The organism is Microcoleus sp. PH2017_05_CCC_O_A, assembly GCF_020738785.1.
Taxonomy (GTDB): Bacteria; Cyanobacteriota; Cyanobacteriia; order Cyanobacteriales; family Microcoleaceae; genus Microcoleus.
In genome coordinates this window covers 12762-31516 of sequence record NZ_JAEQCB010000065.1, presented here as the reverse complement: position 1 = coordinate 31516, position 18755 = coordinate 12762, and the positions used below count along the sequence as shown (strand labels likewise).

Genomic DNA, 18755 nt, shown 5'->3' with positions numbered 1-18755 from the left:
TATTACGAACCAGTTTGTAGTAAGGACTTTAGTCCTTCTTTTTCTCTAAAGGTTTGTAGTAAGGACTTCAGTCCTTCTTTTTCTTAAAAGGTTTGTACTAAGGACTGAAGTCCTTCTCCTCTAAAGGTTTGTAGTAAGGACTTCAGTCCTTCTTTTTCCCTAAAAGTTTGTAGTAAGGACTGAAGTCCTTCTCCTTCTATACTCGCGTTTGACTGTGCAGAATTTCTGCTAACAGCATCTCTTGGCTTTTCGCAGGTTCTTTGCAAGTCAAACACTCACAAACTAACCCGATAACACCTTCAGGTAAATCAGCCTCAATCTGACAGACAGCAGTCGGATAATACCGCGAAATCAATCCAGAAATCTGGTCTGGCGACGTGCGAATTAGGGTAGAATGCTGGTACCAATCTAAAGCCGAAAGTAGACTCGGACAAGCTTGGGGACTATCTCGGACAATACTGCTGAAAGCTTGCAAAGCTTGTTGGGCGCGATCGAGATATTCTAAATTTTGACCCAGCAGCGCCAAGCGAACCAAAGAGGCGATCGCAACTCCATTAGCCGCCGGAGTAGCATTGTCAGTATAACTGCGTTCCCGCACCAACAAATCCCCGCTAGCATCCTTAGCAGTATTGTAATACCCGCCCAATTCCAAGCTCCACAAAAACTCATCAAACTCATCTTGCACCCGCACAGCTTTCTCCAACCAAAACTGAGAATTCGGCAATTGCTGTACAGATTCCCCGTTTCCTAACATCAAACTCGCTTGATGCAAATCCAACAAAGCTTTCACAAACAAAGCATAATCTTCCGACTGCGCCGCCACCGCCGATTGTCCGTCATAATTCAGTCGCTGAAACCGCCCGTCAATCCACTGATTGTCTAAAATAAAATTAGCAGCTTTCACAGCCAATTCCAAATACTCAAAATTCCCAAAAACAGCCGCCGCCCGCGCCAAACCCGAAATCATTAAGCTATTCCAAGCCGCAATCATTTTCGTGTCAGTAACTGCGGGAATTCTCCCCGGCCAACTGTCGTTTTTCGCTTCTTGATTGTTGCGGGCTGGCGGAAAGGTTTGCACAGTATCTGGATGGCCGCCGTAGCGCAGAGCAAAAAGTTTAGCTAAAGCCGTTTCTGCCGTTGCATTGAATTTTCCCGGATGTCGGCGCTGCAATACATTTTTGCCTTCAAAATTGCCACTGCGACTAATATCAAACTGTTCTTGAACTTCAGCAAATTCCTCGACAGTTAACAGCGTTTGTAGTTCGGTGTAAGTCCAAACATAAAACGCTCCTTCTTCCGGCTCAACTTCCTCTGAAGTGTTAAAACTGTCAGCATCCTGTGCTGCGTAGAAATAGCCAGTCGGCGCAGTCATTTCTCGCTTCAACCATTCTACTGTCCGCGCGATCGCACTTTCAAAAGCTGGCTCTTCAATTCCCGCACTCCACAAATTCGCTAAATACTCAACAATTTGACCGTTATCGTAGAGCATTTTTTCAAAGTGCGGCACAGTCCAAGTTGCGTCAACCGTGTAGCGGTGAAATCCCCCCGCTACGTGGTCGTAAATGCCGCCCAAGGCTAAGTCTAAGCCGCGCTGAGTGCAGACTTGTTTGCTGTCATATTTTGCATCAAAATTAAAGCGCGTTCCCCGCAGTGCTAAATCAGCATAGGGCATCATTGGAAAACTCGGCCCGGGGTTACTCCGGGCAATAATTCCGGTGTTGAGTTCTAAGCCTTTTTGGAATATTTCGTGATTTAATTCTGCGGTTGTTACTGACAGCAGCGCCGACTGGTGGAGGTTGTCTAAAATTTCTCCTTTGAAGGCTTGCAATTTGCGCTTTTCTGTGTCGTAAAAGCGGCGAATAGATTGCAACACTTCTAAAAATCCGGGGCGTCCGTAGCGCGGAGTTACGGGGAAATAAGTGCCACCGTAGAAGGGAACTCGCTCGTCGGGAGTGAGAAAAACGTTGAGAGGCCAACCGCCTTGGCCCGTCATCATTTGCAAGGCTTGCATATATATGCTGTCGATGTCCGGGCGTTCTTCGCGATCGACTTTTATCGGTACAAACTGCGAATTCATGTATTCGGCGATCGCGCGATCGGAAAATGCTTCTCCTTCCATCACTGTACACCAGTGGCAACTAGAGTAGCCAATTGACAAAAAAATCGGTTTATTTTGGCCCAGGGCCGTTTCTAAGGCTTCGTCGCACCAGGGCCACCAGTCGATCGGGTTTTCGGCGTGTTTCCGCAGGTAAAGGCTTTGGGATTGAGCAAGACGGTTGACCATAATCAAAGATAATTTAACTTGTGCTGAGTAAGTTTGTCAGTTATTTAGCAGTTTAGCGTGAGATGTTTTAGTTAAGTTTTGGCGACAATCATGTTTTAATATTATTACTGATTATCTCGATATAAAATGAGTTTATCATCTCGTCGAAATTTCAATCAACGGCTCGGACATTTTTTGTTGAGTGTTGTAGTTCCTCCTGTCATTCTCAAACAGTGCCAATCCGAACCATCTGAAAAAGCAGAACCATCTAACAAGCCTCTATTAAAAAGCAATAGTGACTCCAAAAAACAGGCAAAAAAATTAGTTCAAGAAGTAGAATTATTCGTACCGACTTTTTTGGGAAATGACCAGCGCAGGTTTTACGGTAGAGGTGTCCCCAAAGGCTTGAAGTTAATCAAGAAATTTGAGCTAGGAAGCGGCCGGACTTTTTTGGGAAGGCAATCTCAAGTTTGGAGTGGTGCCGGTTGGACTGGACAGCCAACAATTACCAGAGATCGGGATAAAACTTATTTAATTATAGGTGCTTTTGACCACTATTTGCACAAAATAGACATGGCGACAAATAAAGAAGTTTGGCGCTATGAATTTGATGATATAATTAAAGGAAGTTCAACAATTTATATCGACAAAACAGCCAACGCCGAAAACAGAATTGTGATTTTGCAAGGCAGCCGCAGTGGCGGTGGTGGCAAAAATCTTGTCCCGAGTTTTAGGGCAATATCTTTTAGAACCGGTAAGGAACTGTGGAAGTTGGACATCCGGAGAACGCCCAGCTACAGTCAGGATAACGATAGCAGTGCTTTGTATCTGGGCGATGGCCTGTTGTTCAATGCGGGGGAAAATGCGATCGGCTATTTTATCAATAGTTCTGCCAGCAAAGCTAAAGTTAAACAAGGAATTAAGCAACCGCAGATCTTGTCGGAAGTACAGCTTTATGCGCCAGGAGATATCAGCAAGCACGGCGGTAACTTGGTAGCAGAATCATCACCTTCTCGGCTCAAAGATAGACTGTTTATAGCTGCGGGTTCTGGACATATTTATGGGATAAGTATTAAAACAAAAAAGATAGTATGGGATTTCTATACTGGTTCAGATATTGATGGAAGTGCTGTAATATCTAAATCGGGGAAACTGTTTTGTGCGATCGAAAAACAATACATTGCAGGTAACGGCGGAGTCCTCAAACTAAATCCGAACAAAGAACCGAATGCCAGCGTCGAATGGTTTTTGCCAACCGGAAATCGCCGACTTTCAGGCTGGGAAGGCGGAATAATCGGTTCGGTGGCGTTGAATGATGAGTACAATCCTGGGGGATTTCCAGCGCTATTTGCCACAAATGCGATCGATGGCAATTTGTACATCGGTTCCCAAGATACGATTACAGGTAAAAAGAATGCTGTACCTTGGCGAAATCAGTCTTACGATACTCCGGTAATCGTGTTTAAAAAGGAGATTGGTTCTTCGATTTCTACTCCGATATTTACTGATGGCAATAAACTAATTAGTGCGGGATATAATGGTGTTTATTTGTTTGAGTTGAAGTGGGAACGAGCGAAGTCGGGGGATAAGAATGCTTTGAAAAATGCTAAGGGCGAGTTTTACCGTTTGAAGGTAAAAGAATCGGGTAGATTTAAGCCGGGTTTATCGTTTGAGGCGACACCTGTTGTTTGGGATGGGCTTGTGAGGATTTGCGCCCGGGATGGCTGGATGTATACTTTGGGTTAGAATTGATATTTTCCACAATACAGCAGCAACAGGCAAGATGCCTGTTCCACAATACAGCAGCAACAGGCAAGATGCCTGTTCCACAATACAGCAGCAAAGCAGCAACAGGCAAGATGCCTGTTCCACAATACAGCAGCAACAGGCAAGATGCCTGTTCCACAATACAGCAGCAACAGGCAAGATGCCTGTTCCACAACTAATCAATTATCTTGTGGAATGGGCATCTTGCCCGTTCGATCGACTTTCGGCAGTTTCCGGGTGTTGAAATCCGCCAATGGCACCACCTACCGTTTAACAGCGCTTGTCTCTATCATAGAAAGGATATCAGGAATTATAGGAAACTTATTATATGGCGACCAATGACAGTCAAATAAATCAAATTTACGGTGCTGAGGATGCCCAAGGTATTTTACAGCTTGCGATCGCACGGCGACAAGATGACGGCGAACTTTCCCGAGTGCAGCTTTTCGAGATTGGGGCGGAATTAGGCATTTCCGAACAGGATATCGTGGCGGCGGAACAGCAATGGTTAGCCACTAGAGGTGAATTTCAGGAAAAGCTGGTTTTTAACTCTTACCGTCGCGGCAAATTGCGAAAAAACTTGACAAAATACGGCATTGTCAATACTTTTTTAGTTTTGTTTAATCTAGCAGGATCCCACGAGCTTTCTTGGTCACTCTTCATTTTACTAACCTGGGGATTGGGATTGTCGCTGAATGCTTGGAATGTTTATCAAACTGAAGGGGAAGATTACGAACAAGCTTTTGGGCGGTGGCGTTTGAAGAAACAGGTGGGAGAGTCTATCGGCACTGCGACGGATAAGTTTATGAAGTGGTTGCAGTCTTGATATTCAGTCACTCTTTTGTCAATGACATATTTATCAGCTAAAGTCTGCGATTAATTCACAAACTTCGCAATTACAGAGGAAACTAATCAATTTTAACATCAGGCTTCATCGCCCTGACTTCTGCTTTTAGATGAGGATTTAACCTCCAGGCGGGCTATTGCGAAGTGGCAACAATTAATTGCAAATGTAATTAAGTTCGATCGCGCAATCCCAACCTCAACCAAAAAATGCTATAATACCAACTTTAACTGCTAAACATATCCGCGAGCCGAAAACACAAGAAAATCTTATGGTGATTATTACCTCACAAGAAATTGCCCAATTTCGATCGCAATTAGCGGAATATCCCGCAGCCCTCAAAGCCCTAGACGAAATCGAAGATTGTGAAGGCAACATCGAAGATGCAGCTATTTCTCTAGCAATTCAAGCTGGACAAGAACCGAATATCTCTGAAAACTGGTTGGATGGATTGGCAAAAAGATGCCGCGTTGCTATTTGCAAATCTGAGGTAAAAGAAGAGTTGATAAACGGACAATTGAATGCTGCTTTTAGAGATTTAGTTGCTGCCAAAACTTGCCCGCAGATTTTGGTAACATCGGTGATTATTTATGTATTTAAAACTGGGGTAAATGATTTTTGCGAGCCTCTTGAATATCAGTTGTAAAGGTATCGATGGAGTTAAGATTCCCCGATTTCCCAAAACATGATACAACGAAGGGATTGCGTAGAGATAGCTACGCTGCGCGTACTTTTATCTATCACTGTGCGCGGCTGTAGCTAGCGGGTACGACATCCGGTGACAAACCCAAAGATTTCCCCAGCAAGCGAGCAAGTTGCACTAAAAAATTAGCAGTATCTTCGTCACCTTCCCGGGCCATTGAAGCTGATATCTGGATTAGCATCTGCACAAATCCCGCATCTATTAAATCGGAACAGGAACTTAAAACCTCTGGTTCTTGACCGTTGGGACAGGTAAGCACTCGCTCGATCAAGTTCAAATAAGCCTCTTGACGTTCTGGATTCATTTTGGGGGGAAATGTACAGTAAATAATTTATTATTACGTTTAACTCGGTTCTGTCAATCAGGCGATCGCACAAGCGATCCCCGTCTTTCCTCTAGAAACTCCATTCAGTCAGGAATAGACAGAAGCTTAAAGAAAATCTTAAGTTTTTTGATGCTACTTTAGTGGAGATCTCGGCGCTGATGCCGCACCCTACAATTTAAGGGTAAGGTGCTGATGGCGCACCCTACAATTTAAGGGAATTAGGAATATCAAACATGAAAATAGGAATATTTTTAGGAAATCTCGGAAATCCCGCCATCTACTATCCGACACTAGGCAAAATTACTGGCGGAGTCACTGCTAGCATTTTTCTGTGCCAATTGTTGCAATGGCAAACACAACAGTCTAACTCGGGCGAATGGGTGAAAACTAACAGCAGCGAAATTGAAAAAGCTACTGGTTTAAATCGCGAAGAACAGGAATTAGCGATACGGCTGCTGAAAGTGCGATCGCTCCTGAAAGCAAAATCCACAAATCCCAACACCGACACTCTCGAACTCTGGGCGGATATTGACGCCTTCGAGGAAAAATTTAATAACTTGTTGACACCTACTTCCGGCGATAGCATAACACAAACAAGCCGCGAAAACAACAATCTTCCTCTAGAAATATTTGCCGAAACTTACACCCCAGAGCGTGCGGTTAAAACTGACAAGTTTTTCGGGCAACCGCGGCAGCAAATAGCGGTTGCAGTCAATCCAAATTATCGATTTAGCGGGCCTTGGAATTCCCAAGAAGAACTGCATAACTTTCAGCGAGCTTTAGAAGAATATGCCAGACAGCATAACTTATGGTTTGGCAATCCTTCGGGATGGGCTTTTAAAATTATTGATAGCATGACAAAGGGCTTAACTTCGACTTTTTGGGACGAGTTTATCGCGGGAATTCCTTTAGGAGAAAGTCAGAAAGTTAAGCGGGAGTGGGAAATTGAGCCGGAAGTGCCTTATCCGGCGTTTGAGGAGGAGCGAATTCAGTATTACGTGCACAAGGGCGAACCGCTGGAAGCAGCGGTATCTAAAGCTCGTGCTGATTTGAGAAACCCGGTTTTGGGGAAGGATTTGTGGGAGGGTTTTTTGCGAAAGTGCGATCGCCTTGCGGATGATGCGCTCAAAGCCAAAAACCAAGGGGTAGAAACCGCATATTTACCGTCTTCCTTCAACGAAAGACCGCAAATTACCAAAGAAAGTGTGATGAATAAATTAGGGGCGATCGCGCCGCAATTTGCCCTTAATCCATCCACATCTGAACCAATTCCTGAACCGCCAAAAATCGAACAACAACAGCCACCAACTACAGACGAAATCCCGAGTATTTCGTTTTTGCAAAAAGCTTACCAAACTTCTCTCGGTCGAAGTATAGTTGAAAAACAAATTGCTGCTAATCCAGAATGGGGCTATGAAATTTTTGACGGTGAAATTGTAGAATCTATCCCTTTTTAATGAGGCTAAAATGAAACGAATTAGCGATATCAATCCGCTGGGAAGTGAGCGCCCAAATCCTTCTAATCCAGAAAGAGAAAAGCTGCGTCAGGAAAGATTGCAGCGCGAGAAAAATTCAGGTTTTCAGCAGTTAATAGAGCTTTGTATTTTGGGCGAATACGACATGGCTAAACAACTTGCAGCCAGAAATTCTAGCTGGGGTTATGAAATAGTTGATGGAGTTGTAGTGGAGCAGATAGATTAGGTTCGTAGTGAGGACTTTAGTCCTTTCAAGTTCGTAGTGAGGACTTTAGTCCTTTCAGCCTCGGTTTTAAGGACTGAAGTCCTTACTACAAACCTAGTTTTGTGCATATGTTATAATTACAATAGAGACTTAATTTGTTTGAAGATTATGACAGTTATTAATGCCAAAAACTTAACATTAGGAGAAGTCCACCGTCTTTTCGGCTTACAAAAGCACTACAACAGCTCATTTACCTCGCTGTTATCCCTTGAAGATATAACAGAACACGAACAGCAGGAACTTATACAAATCCGGGATGACTTCGATGACTACATCTCTACCGATCGCGTTTCTGAAGGATTGGTACAAGCTCTGACTACTTTTCCCTTAATGCGATTAGCTGGCTTCTACCGCCCACCTATTAAAATTAGTCTAGAACAAGACATTGCCGAAATTAGCATTGAAGATGAAGACATAATCATTAAAGGGCGGTTTGATATTTTGGCAGTCAATAAATTAAAATCATTAAGAAGTGAAACATCTTTTTGGGTTTTAGTGATTGAAACTAAAAATTCAGGAATCAACGCATTTATGGGTTTATCCCAATTGCTTACCTATGCTTATCAAAATTTAAAATATCAAGACGCAATCTGGGGTTTGACAACCAATGGAATGGAATATCAGTTTGTCAATATCCGTCGTGGAAATCCGCCCACCTATCAGTTAATGCCTTTGCTAAATCTGATGGAACCAGAATCTTCAGTTGTGTTGCTGCAAGTGTTCAAAGCTATTTGCAAGCTCTAACAATCCAATCTTGAAACGGCGGAAGCAGCTTTTATATGTACAGAGGCGGTTTCAACCGCCGAGTCTTCTGCACAAAAAAATGAGGCGGGGAGAATTCCCACGCCTCAATTTTTAGCTAGCTTTTTCTCTACAAAATAGAGTTGTTAAAGCTTAGTAGCCTCTGGTGTTAGGCTTGTGCACGATGAAGCTCAGCACTTGGCACTGCTTCACGTTGTCAAAACCCATGACGCGGATGTAGCAGGTGGGGTTTTCAGAGCGGCAAGCTTGAACTTCAGTCATGATTTCTTGGACGCTGCGAGCACCAAACAAAGGCAACTTCCACAATGTCCAGTAGCGCATTTCAGCGGCAGAGGTTTCGTTGAATTCTACGCCGGGAATGTAGCCTTGATCCAAGATGTATTGCAGTTGCTTGGCAATTTGGGCGTCTGTCAGCGGGGGCAAATATGACAGAGTTTCGTAACGACGCTCTTTAGGTAAAGTCTTCATTTTTTGTATCTCTAAGGTGTGTGTTCGATTCGCCAAGTGCGATCGATTAACTCGACAAATTATCCAGATTCGGTTCAGAATCTATTGAGGATGTTTCAGGATTGCTGCTAGCCACAGACCAATTAAGCTGCGTAATTCGCTCCAAATGCTGGCGTCTGTGTTCCATATTCGCCTGTTGAATGCCAGTACAAACCATTTCTGGCAAAAATTCCGTCACATCGTGCGCCAGATATTCTCGCACCGTCATGATCCGAAATCCTAAATCTTGATTTTCCCTCAGCAGTTCCTCAATGTAAGCTTCTCCATCTTGGATTTTGCCCTTGGTGGAAAAGTCATTCAGCCAGATTGCCAGAGGAGGATTGGTTTCGCTCAACTGAGCTACAACAATCCGCACGGATTGATAGGTTAGGTAACTTGCCAGCACCTTAGCGGTGTCTTTCGCAACTTGTTTGAGATCCATTTGACCCCAGCTCCCTCAAATTTTAGGTTTTGAATTTTAGATTTTGGATGCAAACTTACTTGTAAATCTTCTTCAAAGATAAAGACTTAACAGCAAGTTTGCGACCTAAAACTTAAAATCTCTAACCAAAAATCATCAAACGGTATCCATTGCCTCGAACTCAAACTTGATTTCTTTCCAGAGTTCGCAAGCAACAGCCAATTCAGGGCTCCATTTGCAAGCTTCGCGAATGATGTCTCCGCCTTCGCGCATCAAGTTGCGGCCTTCGTTACGAGCTTGAACGCAAGCTTCCAATGCAACGCGGTTAGCTGCTGCACCAGGTGCGTTACCCCAAGGGTGGCCCAAGGTGCCGCCGCCGAACTGCAAGCAGGAGTCGTCGCCGAAGATTTCAACCAAGGCTGGCATGTGCCAGATGTGGATACCACCGGAAGCAACTGGCATGACACCAGGCATGGAGGCCCAATCTTGGGTGAAGTAAATACCGCGGCTGCGGTCTTCTTCGATGTGGTCTTCGCGCATCAAGTCTACGAAGCCCATCGTGATGCCTTTTTCGCCTTCGAGTTTGCCCACAACTGTACCGGAGTGCAGGTGGTCGCCGCCGGACATCCGCAAGCACTTGGCAAGCACGCGGAAGTGGATACCGTGGTTCTTTTGACGATCGATCACGGCGTGCATGGCGCGGTGAATGTGCAACAGAATACCGTTGCGACGGCACCATTTGGCCAAGCTGGTGTTTGCAGTGAAACCACCGGTGAGGTAGTCGTGCATGATGATGGGGGTTTTGATTTCTTTGGCGAACTCAGCCCGTTCCATCATTTCTTCAAAGGTAGGGGCGGTTACGTTTAAGTAGTGACCCTTGACTTCGCCGGTTTCTGCTTGAGCTTTTTCAATAGCTTCTTGAACGAACAAGAAACGATCGCGCCAACGCATGAACGGTTGCGAGTTGATGTTTTCGTCGTCTTTGGTGAAGTCCAAACCGCCGCGTAGAACTTCGTAAACGGCGCGGCCGTAGTTCTTAGCAGACAGACCCAATTTGGGCTTAATTGTACAACCCAGCAAAGGACGGCCGTACTTGTTCAATTTGTCGCGCTCAACGGTAATACCGTGAGGAGGGCCTTGGAATGTTTTCAGGTAAGCAATGGGAATCCGCAAGTCTTCTAACCGCAGAGCACGCAGAGCTTTGAAACCGAAAACGTTACCAACCAAAGAGGTCAGCAAGTTGGTGACGGAACCTTCTTCAAACAAATCCAAAGGATAAGCGATGAAGCAGATGTATTGGTTGTCTTCACCGGGAACTGGCTCGATGTCGTAGCAGCGACCTTTGTAGCGGTCGAGGTCGGTCAGGAGGTCAGTCCACACAGTTGTCCATGTACCGGTGGAAGATTCAGCAGCCACAGCAGCTCCAGCTTCTTCTGGGGGAACTCCTGGCTGAGGTGTGACGCGGAATGCTGCCAAAATATCTGTATCTTTCGGCGTGTAGTCCGGTGTGTAATACGTTAGTTTATAGTCTTGAACTCCGGCTTTATACCCAGCCTTTGATTGAGTTTGGGTTTGCGCGTAAGCCATATCTCGCTTCCTAGTATTCGCTTAATTTTTTTGCCCGATCGCAGGCTCTTAGAAATATATCAATAAAGTGGCGCGTTACAATTTTAATATTCTTTTAATCATCATAAGTATTGTTTATTTAGCTTTACATTAGGAAATTTTATGTAACATATCTTATCAAACAAAAGTGGCGAAGGATGCAGGGCTAAGGGTTGGGGATCGATGAGATTTTAGATTTTAAATTTTAGATTTTAGATTGGAGAAGGAGAAAAAATTAGTCATAAATACTTAAATCATGGTGGAGATCGATTAAATTTTAGATATTAAATTTTGGGTTGGGGGTAGGAAAAAATTAGTTATAAATACTTATAGAACTCCAAAGGTACGTTGTTGGGCTTCAGCCCTCTTCTAATATATGTAAAGAGGGCTGAAGCCCAACAACGTACCTAAAAGTCGGCAGCATAGCACATAATATGGACAGGACTTGTGCGGCAAACCGGGTTTCTGCGTTAGCTGCACGTAAGTCTACTATGGATATCTAGCCCCATCTTTACTCTGGTTGTGCCTCACCCCCCTTCACAAGCCGTCCACTGCATCAATCCAGATTGCCCAAGGCCTTACCCTCAGACTTGGGGCAACAATTTTTGTCAGAGTTGCGGGACTCCGCTGCGGCTAAAAAATCGCTACATACCTCTACAAGGGCTCGGTACCGGGGGTTTTGCAGCTATCTACACAGTTTGGGACGCAGAAACTCAAACCGAGCGCGTCCTCAAATTGTTGCTCGAAACTTCTCCGAAAGCGCTAAAACTGTTCGAGCAGGAAGCTTGGGTTTTGGCAATTTTGCGGCACCCCGGCGTTCCAAGAGTCGAGCCGGACGGTTATTTTCACGTCCAAACCCAAAATTTGGGAGGCGGGGATGGAAATGCCACAGGGAGGCGCTTACCTTGTTTGGTAATGGAAAAGATTCACGGCAAAACTTTAGAAGAAATTCTTGAAGATCACCCTCAGGGATGTCCGCAGGAATGGGTGTTTAGCTGGCTGAGTCAAGCTGTGCAAATTTTAGAGGAGTTGCATCGGTGTCAGATTATTCACCGCGACATTAAACCCTCCAATTTGATGCTGCGAGACCCGGAGTCGCCCCAAGTGTTGCTGAGCAAGGGTTTGGGCGGTTTGCAATTGGTGACGATCGACTTTGGGGGAGTTAAACAAATGGGCGGTGTCGAACCAATGGGGAAAGATTCTGCTTCTTCGACGCGGTTGATTTCGCCTGGGTACAGCCCGCCGGAACAAATTGTTGGGGGCCAAGTTGTCCCGGCGACGGATTTTTATGCCCTCGGGCGGACTTGCATTCATTTGCTGACGGGGAAGTATCCGGCGGAAATTGAAGATCCGATGACGGGGGAGTTGCGCTGGCGCCACATTGTGTCTGTGAGTCCGGCTTTTGCGAATTTGTTGGATGATATGGTGCGATCGAATATACAGCAGCGTCCGGCTTCGGCTGCGGATGTTCGATCGCGTTTGCAGGATATTTATGCTAAGAGTAAGGGCAAAATTGCGTTAGCCCCAGTCAGTCAAGCTATTGTGGAATTTTGCCGGCAAGTAGTGGTGGCGACGGCGCAAAAAACGGCAAGTTTGACGGTTTTGGTGTTCGGCGCGATCGCCCAAATTGTAGTAGCTTCTCTAGATACGGGCTGGGAAATGGTGCTCGGTGGGGTTGGTGGATCCGCAGGGGCGATCGGCGGTTTGGTTTTGGCCTATGCTTCGCCTATTGGCCCGGAATTTGCGAGTTTTTTGAATGAAGGTTTGCACCAATTAATTCCTTATATGAGTTTTAATGTCGGCCCGGAAGTGCTCTTGTTTGCTTTTGCGGGCTGGGGTACTGCGATAGGTTTGACGGATGCGGGGAGTTTTCGCCAGCAAAAACAGTATTGGCTGTCGGGATTGATGGGTGCTCAGGGCTATTTGTTGGCGAGTTTGTGCTGGATGGAAGCGACTGCTTTTAGCGGCGTGCAGGGGATTATTTTGGGGGCATTTGCGATCGCCACTTTAACGATCGGCATGGGTTTGCGGAGTCACCAATTAGCGCACGCTTTGGTGGTGGCTGCTTGTTCGACGGGAATGTTTCTATTTTTGAATGCTTTGAGCATTTTTCCAGGGAGTTTTTTAGGAATTTTGGATCTTTCGTCTGGTTATCCCTTCGGCTGGTTGCAGATTGGGAGTTCAATTGCATTTTTTGGTTTGTTGGGAAGTGCGATCGGGTTTTGTTTGGGAGTTAGTCATTATTTAGTTGTGCCTTTGTTGCGGTGGTTGGGATGGCGGTAGGCAATTTAGAGCGTGTCCGCTGGAATTTTTTTATGATTTTTAACCACATATAAACGCAAATATCAGCTTTTTATACTAAATCCGGCTTAAATACAGCCTTTATTTATTAGTCCGCCTTCGCAGACTAAATTTTGTTTGCTTCGACCTCAAACTCTTATGACTGGCGCATTGCTACATTAGACTTGGAGGTCAAAAGTGATTTCAATCACCGAGCGATCGAGGGAGTAACGAACGCGGATTTCGTATTATACTGTCGGCTGACCGAAAATTATTTTAGGATTAGGGAGTTGTCATATCTCTATTCAGGGATTAATATAAGCTTTATAGGAGAGCAGGCTGAGCGGGATCTCTGGAGGAGGGTAGAATGATAGGACAAGGGCAAACTCTACCGATGGGTCAATCAGTAGGGGGTGGACGTTTCAAAATCATCCATATTTTGGGCAATGGGAATTTTGGCGAAACTTACTTAGCCGAAGATTGGCACGATTCGGGTAGGCAATGCGCTCTGAAGCGGTTCATCTTTGTCAGTAATAACCCTACAACTTTTGCCAAGGCAAAGGAGTTGTTCGAGCGCGAAGCCAAATTTTTAAAGAATTTAACGGAAAACCCTAAAAATTATTTGATTCCCAAGTACATAGGATACTTGTCAGAGGGTCAAGAGTTGTACTTAGCGCAGGAATACATTGACGGATGTACCCTTCGTGATGAACTAAATCGCAATACGAGGCTCAATGAGGATCGAGTTGCCAGTTTGTTAGAGGATGTACTCAATTCCCTGATATTTATTCATCAACAACAAAATATTCACCGGGATATCAAACCAGAAAATCTCATTAAGAGAAATGGGGATGGCAAGATAGTTCTCATAGATTTCGGTGCAGTTAAGCAGAAAGTCACTAAACTCACCTCTCCTGGAACTCAGATTCATACTGAAGGTTATGCACCGCTAGAGCAGATTCAAGGCTACCCAGAATATTGCAGCGATATTTATGCTTTAGGGATGACTGCTTTGGAAGCTTTGACAGGAGTGGAGCCTGAAAAACTCAAAGATGTTACTACAGGGAAGGTTGTGTGGCCTCATTCATTCAATGCTAGTAATAAGCTGAAGAAAATTTTGGAAAAGATGGTGGAGCATAATTGTAAAAGTCGCTATCAATCAGCAGAGAAGGTGCTAAACGATTTAAATTCAGGAGGTTTTACGGCTACTGCGGTAGTAGCCCCTATTTTACGTTCCACCATTCCATCGGTTCAAAATGGAGGAGGGGGAATATCCAAGCTGCCTATGTGGTTGTGGTTTGCGATCGCAACGCCCTTGGTTATGATCTTAGCTTTTGTGCTTGGGCTGCTTTCCACACCGCAGTCTCCGAAACCGGAGAGAGAAAAACAACAGGATATTCAATCACCTGAACCTACTCCCCAACCTAGTGATGACGATATATTCAAGCGTCCGCCAGGGACACCCTAGCCTTCGCTAGTGGATATAGGGACTTTTTGTGTTTGCGCCACAGGCTTGGCACGGAAAATTTCGCTAAGATACTTACAATTAAGAACACGCCTTCCTAGAGATGAATAGTACGAACAGCTTTTTGGAAAAAGCAGCACACATAGCAACAGTAATCGCAGCACTAGCTGTTTTAGTCGATGTTGGAATCAATCTCTCTCTATACTTCAGGGAGCAGAGTTCACAGATTACTAATGTAACCCCAGTTTCGCCAACCCTAGGTTCGATAACCCCAGATTCGGCAACGTGTGACCAAAACTCGTTGTTTTGTCGTCCTCCAGGGCAATAGCTTACAGATAGTTAGTCATCTTGATTCAAATTGGGTTAAGAACTATCACCGATCGGTAGACAAGTTGTGGTGAAAACTGCAATAATACAGTATAAGTTTTCTAAAAAATTAATTGTTCACGTTATGAGGTTGATCGATGAAAATTAAAACTACAGCTTCAGCCATTTTAACAATGGCTACGGTGCTATCAACATTTGGTTTGGCATTTACTAAATCGGCTGAAGCAGCACCCCGCACTTTCTCCTGTAAAATGAACTATGCCGTATGGACAACAGTCGTTAACGAAAGCGGCAAGCCCGAAAAAGCATTGATCCGGTGGGATTCTGATTTTGGTGGGCAAGTGGGTTATACGCGAGAGCGCCGATGCAACGAAGTCACTAACAGAATGAATAGCTACTTGAGCAACAGGGGTCAGTTCCTGACTCACGGTATTCAGAACGGTCAAAAAGTAATTTGTACAACAGACCGCCTGGGTAAAGACTGCCTCAACTTCCTTTACACGGTGAAACCAGAGCACGACCCCAAGGCAAGGCTAGAAGAATTGTTTGCACTGACAAACAAAAATAATACTCCATTGCCACTCCGAGAACGGCGTTGTGCTGCAACAAAAACATATATCTCTGTCGATGCCCTGCTTGGAGGGCAAACGGTTTTTGCGCGAGAAGTTTGTTCCGTTCGGTAAGTATCAGGTATCCTGATTAAATGAAGTTAACTTTAGTTAGATTTATCGCTTTAGCCTGTATAGGTGGTTGTCAATTGCTATCACCTACACAGGTTTCTCAGTCTTTTGACAAGGCTACCACTGCGGTAACAAGTGTTACGTCAGAGGCAGAAAACGGGCTCTCAAAGGATTTGATTCCTGAGAGGGCAAAATTAATTTCCTTGAGAGTTTATTCAATTAACCCACAAGAGTGGAAAAACAATGGTTTAATTTTGAATGAGAGTGGCTCTGGAGTTTTGATGGCTATGGAGCCGACACCAGCCAACCCGTCAGTCTATCAATATCTTGTCTTGACGGCTAATCATGTAGCCAAGGAATCGACAGGAAGAGCAAAAAAACCTGAGTTTTATATCCGTACCCCTGACGGTTTAATTCATAAGGCGCGTCGTCACCCCCAAAAATTCAATAAAACGGATTTAGCATTATTATATTTCTATAGCCCTTATCGCTACGAAGTGGCTGTAATTGCTAAGAAACAATCCTTAAAGCATGAAGATTTGATATATGTTAGTGGGTTTCCTTGTAACCTGGTTTTGACTACCATATCCTGTCCTGCGGAGTTTGTCGTGAAAAAGGGTCAAGTGAAGGCTGTACTGACTAAACCTTTAGTTGATAATTATAGTATTGGATACACCAATGAAGTTGTGGAAGGGACGAGTGGCGGCCCAATCTTGAATGAGCAAGGCGAAGTAGTAGGTATCAATGGCAGAGGTGAAGATGGGCCATCATCTCAATATAAGCGTGCAGATGGTTCAGACTCAAATGAAGATGAGATTAATTCGATGAAACCCTTGCGTTGGGGAATTCCGATTGACTTTTATCTCCAGCTAGATACCAAGAAACTGTTTAAGGAAATACCGCCTTTAAATCAGGAATTTGTACGCATCGGGTATATTGCCCAATCAGATTCTCAAACTAATCAATCAAAAAAGACACTACCTCCTGACCCTCAGAAATCTGCTGAAGAGAAGGATCAAGTTACATTTACGGCCGAAAAGCATAAAAATTCTCCGTCAGTAAATGAGTTTTTATCTAGATTAAAAGATAATGATTTATTGGTCAAAATTTTATTTTATTTCCTTCCTGCTGTAGTGGTAATCTTTTTACTTCTATTCTTTTTGGGTCGGTTTGGGAAAATAAATACAACAGGAGCTACGGGGGCGAGTCAAAATAATAAATCTCCAGACAAAAATAGTCAGGATACAGTGCCAAGAGAGACAGAAAAACCTGGTTTGCGCGTCAAAGTGGGTAATTTATTTAACGGTCTTATTCAGAAATTAAAAGATACAGAACAAAACAAGGACAAGCAGCAGCCTATAGCTAATATTTTGTTTACTTTAGTTCAAGATATTGGTTGGGAAGCAGAAATTTCATCTCATGATGGTCAAAAAAATCAAAGTTATAAGTTATATTATGATAAGTATTTAAAAGAAAAATTTGATAAATGTGATGATTATTGGTTAAAATACGAAATCAAGGAATTTGTCATTTTCATAAAACAAGAAATTCCCACAGGGCTAGAGGGGAAACCTCTTCCTAAACTAACCCCCAGTAATGATTGCGAGGTCGAAAAACATACAGGGAATGATTCTCAAATATCTTGGTCATTATACAAATCTAAAAAAATATCTCAAAATGCACCTTCTCGCATTATTATAATTGAGTTTATTTTTTAATCAAATGATCCACCTATTACGACTTCTCCAATATGAAATCTAACCAACTAAAATACTGTTTAATTATTGGCTTTTGTGTTTTGCTAAGTTTTATTTTAGGAAAATTTGTCAGCAATATTAATCACAATATCAGCACTCCGCTCAAGCCGACACCTGTAATTTTCAAAAATCAATTAGAAGAAATAGCCACAAAATCCACTGTTTTGATTGCAGTACCTGGCGGTGGTTATGGTTCAGGGGTAATCATTAGGAGTCAAGACAAATATTACGTACTAACAACTAAGCACGTTGTTGCAATTCCACCAGAACCTCAGAATCAGTACGAAATTAAAAGTTACGATGGAAACGTGTATCTAACAATTACTGATAAAAATTACGATCAATTAGTGGAGCAATTAGTTGCAGATACATTGGGAGACATTGATCTAGCACTCATCGAGTTGCCCACTCAATCGCAAAATTACACAGCAGCTAAATTATCGACAGGATTATCTGAATCTATATCTGTATTGGTATCAGGATGGCAACAATGTCAGCCTCAACCTCAATATGAATTAACTAAGGGAACAATATTAAAAAAAATATCATCGGAAAGTGAGATAAATCAATTATCCGAAAAGGATGATTCGTTGTACCTTCAGGATAAAGATAATAATTATAAGAATGGTTATAGAGTTAAATATACTAATTCAACTTTGAGCGGGATGAGTGGTGGGCCAGTATTTAATGAGAATGGTAGCATAGTCGCTATTCATGGGATGCCTGGGGCAGAGGGCAAGGAGAGAACTGACCGAAAGTGCCAGTCGATCAACAATCCAAATTTAGGTAATAACTGGGGGATTCCTATCAGTTTATTTTTAGAGTCTAACTTAGCTAAGGGTAAGAATTTTGACGAAGATAAAAAGCCAGTTAAATCAGCTAAGACTACACCAAAACCATCCCCAATAAACACAACATCTTCTTCAGATAACGGTGATATGTTAAAGTGTCCTGAAACGGGTAAGCAAGAAGGTTGGTGTAAGTGAATGGGAGACAGATCGCCTTTTTTGGTTTGTTGGGAAGTGCGATCGGGCTTTGTTTGGGAGTCAGTCATTATTTGGTTGTGCCTTTGTTGCGGTGGTTGGGTTGGAAGTAGGAATTAACTAATTAAATATTCAACATTTCACCTCAAATTCAGATACCCCTAAATCCCCCTTAGAAAGGGAAACTTTGAGAAGGCTCTTGTCCCCCCGACCTAAGCGGGGTTAGGGGGTTTCTCCGGGTTTTAAAACTCTTGTGGGGTAGGCTTCTAGCCCGCCCCAAAATCTACAATTTAGCTAAACAGACGGGAATCCCCACACTAATCGAAGCGATATAGTGTGGGATGAGA

17 protein-coding genes are annotated in these 18755 nt (G+C 43.7%); 12 read left to right on the top strand and 5 right to left on the bottom strand.

The genetic code is table 11. The features are described from left to right. Positions 1–196: 196 nt before the first annotated feature. Entirely contained in the window at positions 197–2284 is a 2088-nt protein-coding gene (locus tag JGK20_RS16210; RefSeq protein ID WP_293231372.1) for a thioredoxin domain-containing protein, read from the bottom strand. Positions 2285–2410: 126 nt separating this feature from the next. Between JGK20_RS16210 and JGK20_RS16205 the strand changes: the two genes are divergently transcribed. From JGK20_RS16205 to JGK20_RS16190, 4 genes are all read left to right on the top strand, one after another. Beyond that, positions 2411–4009 (top strand): PQQ-binding-like beta-propeller repeat protein, encoded by a 1599-nt coding sequence (locus tag JGK20_RS16205; RefSeq protein ID WP_293206461.1) that lies wholly within the window; start codon positions 2411–2413, stop codon positions 4007–4009. A gap of 37 nt (positions 4010–4046) precedes the next feature. Next, positions 4047–4274 carry a hypothetical protein gene (locus JGK20_RS16200; RefSeq protein WP_293231369.1) on the top strand — a complete coding sequence of 76 codons (228 nt, stop codon included), beginning with the start codon at positions 4047–4049 and terminating at the stop codon, positions 4272–4274. A gap of 84 nt (positions 4275–4358) precedes the next feature. Continuing rightward, on the top strand, positions 4359–4856 hold the full coding sequence (locus JGK20_RS16195) for a 2TM domain-containing protein (RefSeq protein WP_293180923.1): 498 nt from the start codon (positions 4359–4361) through the stop codon (positions 4854–4856). Positions 4857–5145: 289 nt separating this feature from the next. After that, on the top strand, positions 5146–5520 hold the full coding sequence (locus JGK20_RS16190; protein WP_293180920.1) for a hypothetical protein: 375 nt from the start codon (positions 5146–5148) through the stop codon (positions 5518–5520). 94 nt (positions 5521–5614) lie between these two features. Here JGK20_RS16190 and JGK20_RS16185 read toward each other — a convergent pair whose 3' ends face one another. Beyond that, a complete protein-coding gene (locus tag JGK20_RS16185; RefSeq protein WP_293180917.1) occupies positions 5615–5881 on the bottom strand; it encodes a hypothetical protein in 267 nt (88 codons plus the stop codon). 254 nt (positions 5882–6135) lie between these two features. Between JGK20_RS16185 and JGK20_RS16180 the strand changes: the two genes are divergently transcribed. From JGK20_RS16180 to JGK20_RS16170, 3 genes are all read left to right on the top strand, one after another. After that, positions 6136–7359, top strand: coding sequence for a hypothetical protein (locus tag JGK20_RS16180; RefSeq protein WP_293191094.1), 1224 nt, complete (start codon positions 6136–6138; stop codon positions 7357–7359). Positions 7360–7369: 10 nt separating this feature from the next. Further along, entirely contained in the window at positions 7370–7603 is a 234-nt protein-coding gene (locus JGK20_RS16175; protein WP_293180911.1) for a hypothetical protein, read from the top strand. Between the two features lie 147 nt (positions 7604–7750). Beyond that, positions 7751–8386, top strand: a complete 636-nt coding sequence (locus JGK20_RS16170; RefSeq protein WP_293180908.1) for a restriction endonuclease subunit R — start codon at positions 7751–7753, stop codon at positions 8384–8386. 150 nt (positions 8387–8536) lie between these two features. Here the strand turns inward: JGK20_RS16170 and JGK20_RS16165 are convergent, their stop codons facing one another. The 3 genes from JGK20_RS16165 to JGK20_RS16155 all read right to left on the bottom strand — a co-directional run bounded on the left by JGK20_RS16165 (position 8537) and on the right by JGK20_RS16155 (position 10898). Further along, the gene (locus tag JGK20_RS16165; protein WP_293154020.1) at positions 8537–8872 is read right to left on the bottom strand and encodes a ribulose bisphosphate carboxylase small subunit; all 336 of its coding nucleotides are present in this window, start codon (positions 8870–8872) and stop codon (positions 8537–8539) included. Between the two features lie 46 nt (positions 8873–8918). Continuing rightward, a complete protein-coding gene (locus JGK20_RS16160; RefSeq protein ID WP_293154023.1) occupies positions 8919–9332 on the bottom strand; it encodes a chaperonin family protein RbcX in 414 nt (137 codons plus the stop codon). A 135-nt stretch (positions 9333–9467) separates the two neighbouring features. Continuing rightward, positions 9468–10898 carry a form I ribulose bisphosphate carboxylase large subunit gene (locus tag JGK20_RS16155; RefSeq protein WP_293154026.1) on the bottom strand — a complete coding sequence of 477 codons (1431 nt, stop codon included), beginning with the start codon at positions 10896–10898 and terminating at the stop codon, positions 9468–9470. Positions 10899–11438: 540 nt separating this feature from the next. On the opposite strand from JGK20_RS16155, the gene JGK20_RS16150 reads away from it, so the two are divergent. From JGK20_RS16150 to JGK20_RS16130, 5 genes are all read left to right on the top strand, one after another. Further along, positions 11439–13199, top strand: a complete 1761-nt coding sequence (locus JGK20_RS16150) for a serine/threonine-protein kinase (RefSeq protein ID WP_293231366.1) — start codon at positions 11439–11441, stop codon at positions 13197–13199. 364 nt (positions 13200–13563) lie between these two features. Continuing rightward, complete coding sequence (locus JGK20_RS16145) at positions 13564–14664, top strand: serine/threonine-protein kinase (RefSeq protein ID WP_293196817.1); 1101 nt, start codon at positions 13564–13566, stop codon at positions 14662–14664. A gap of 461 nt (positions 14665–15125) precedes the next feature. Beyond that, positions 15126–15671 carry a COP23 domain-containing protein gene (locus tag JGK20_RS16140; RefSeq protein ID WP_293196816.1) on the top strand — a complete coding sequence of 182 codons (546 nt, stop codon included), beginning with the start codon at positions 15126–15128 and terminating at the stop codon, positions 15669–15671. Between the two features lie 20 nt (positions 15672–15691). Next, positions 15692–17386, top strand: a complete 1695-nt coding sequence (locus tag JGK20_RS16135; protein WP_293196815.1) for a serine protease — start codon at positions 15692–15694, stop codon at positions 17384–17386. 32 nt (positions 17387–17418) lie between these two features. Continuing rightward, positions 17419–18411: a serine protease gene (locus tag JGK20_RS16130; protein ID WP_293196814.1), complete on the top strand. Its 993-nt coding sequence runs from the start codon at positions 17419–17421 to the stop codon at positions 18409–18411. The last annotated feature ends 344 nt before the right edge of the window (positions 18412–18755 follow it).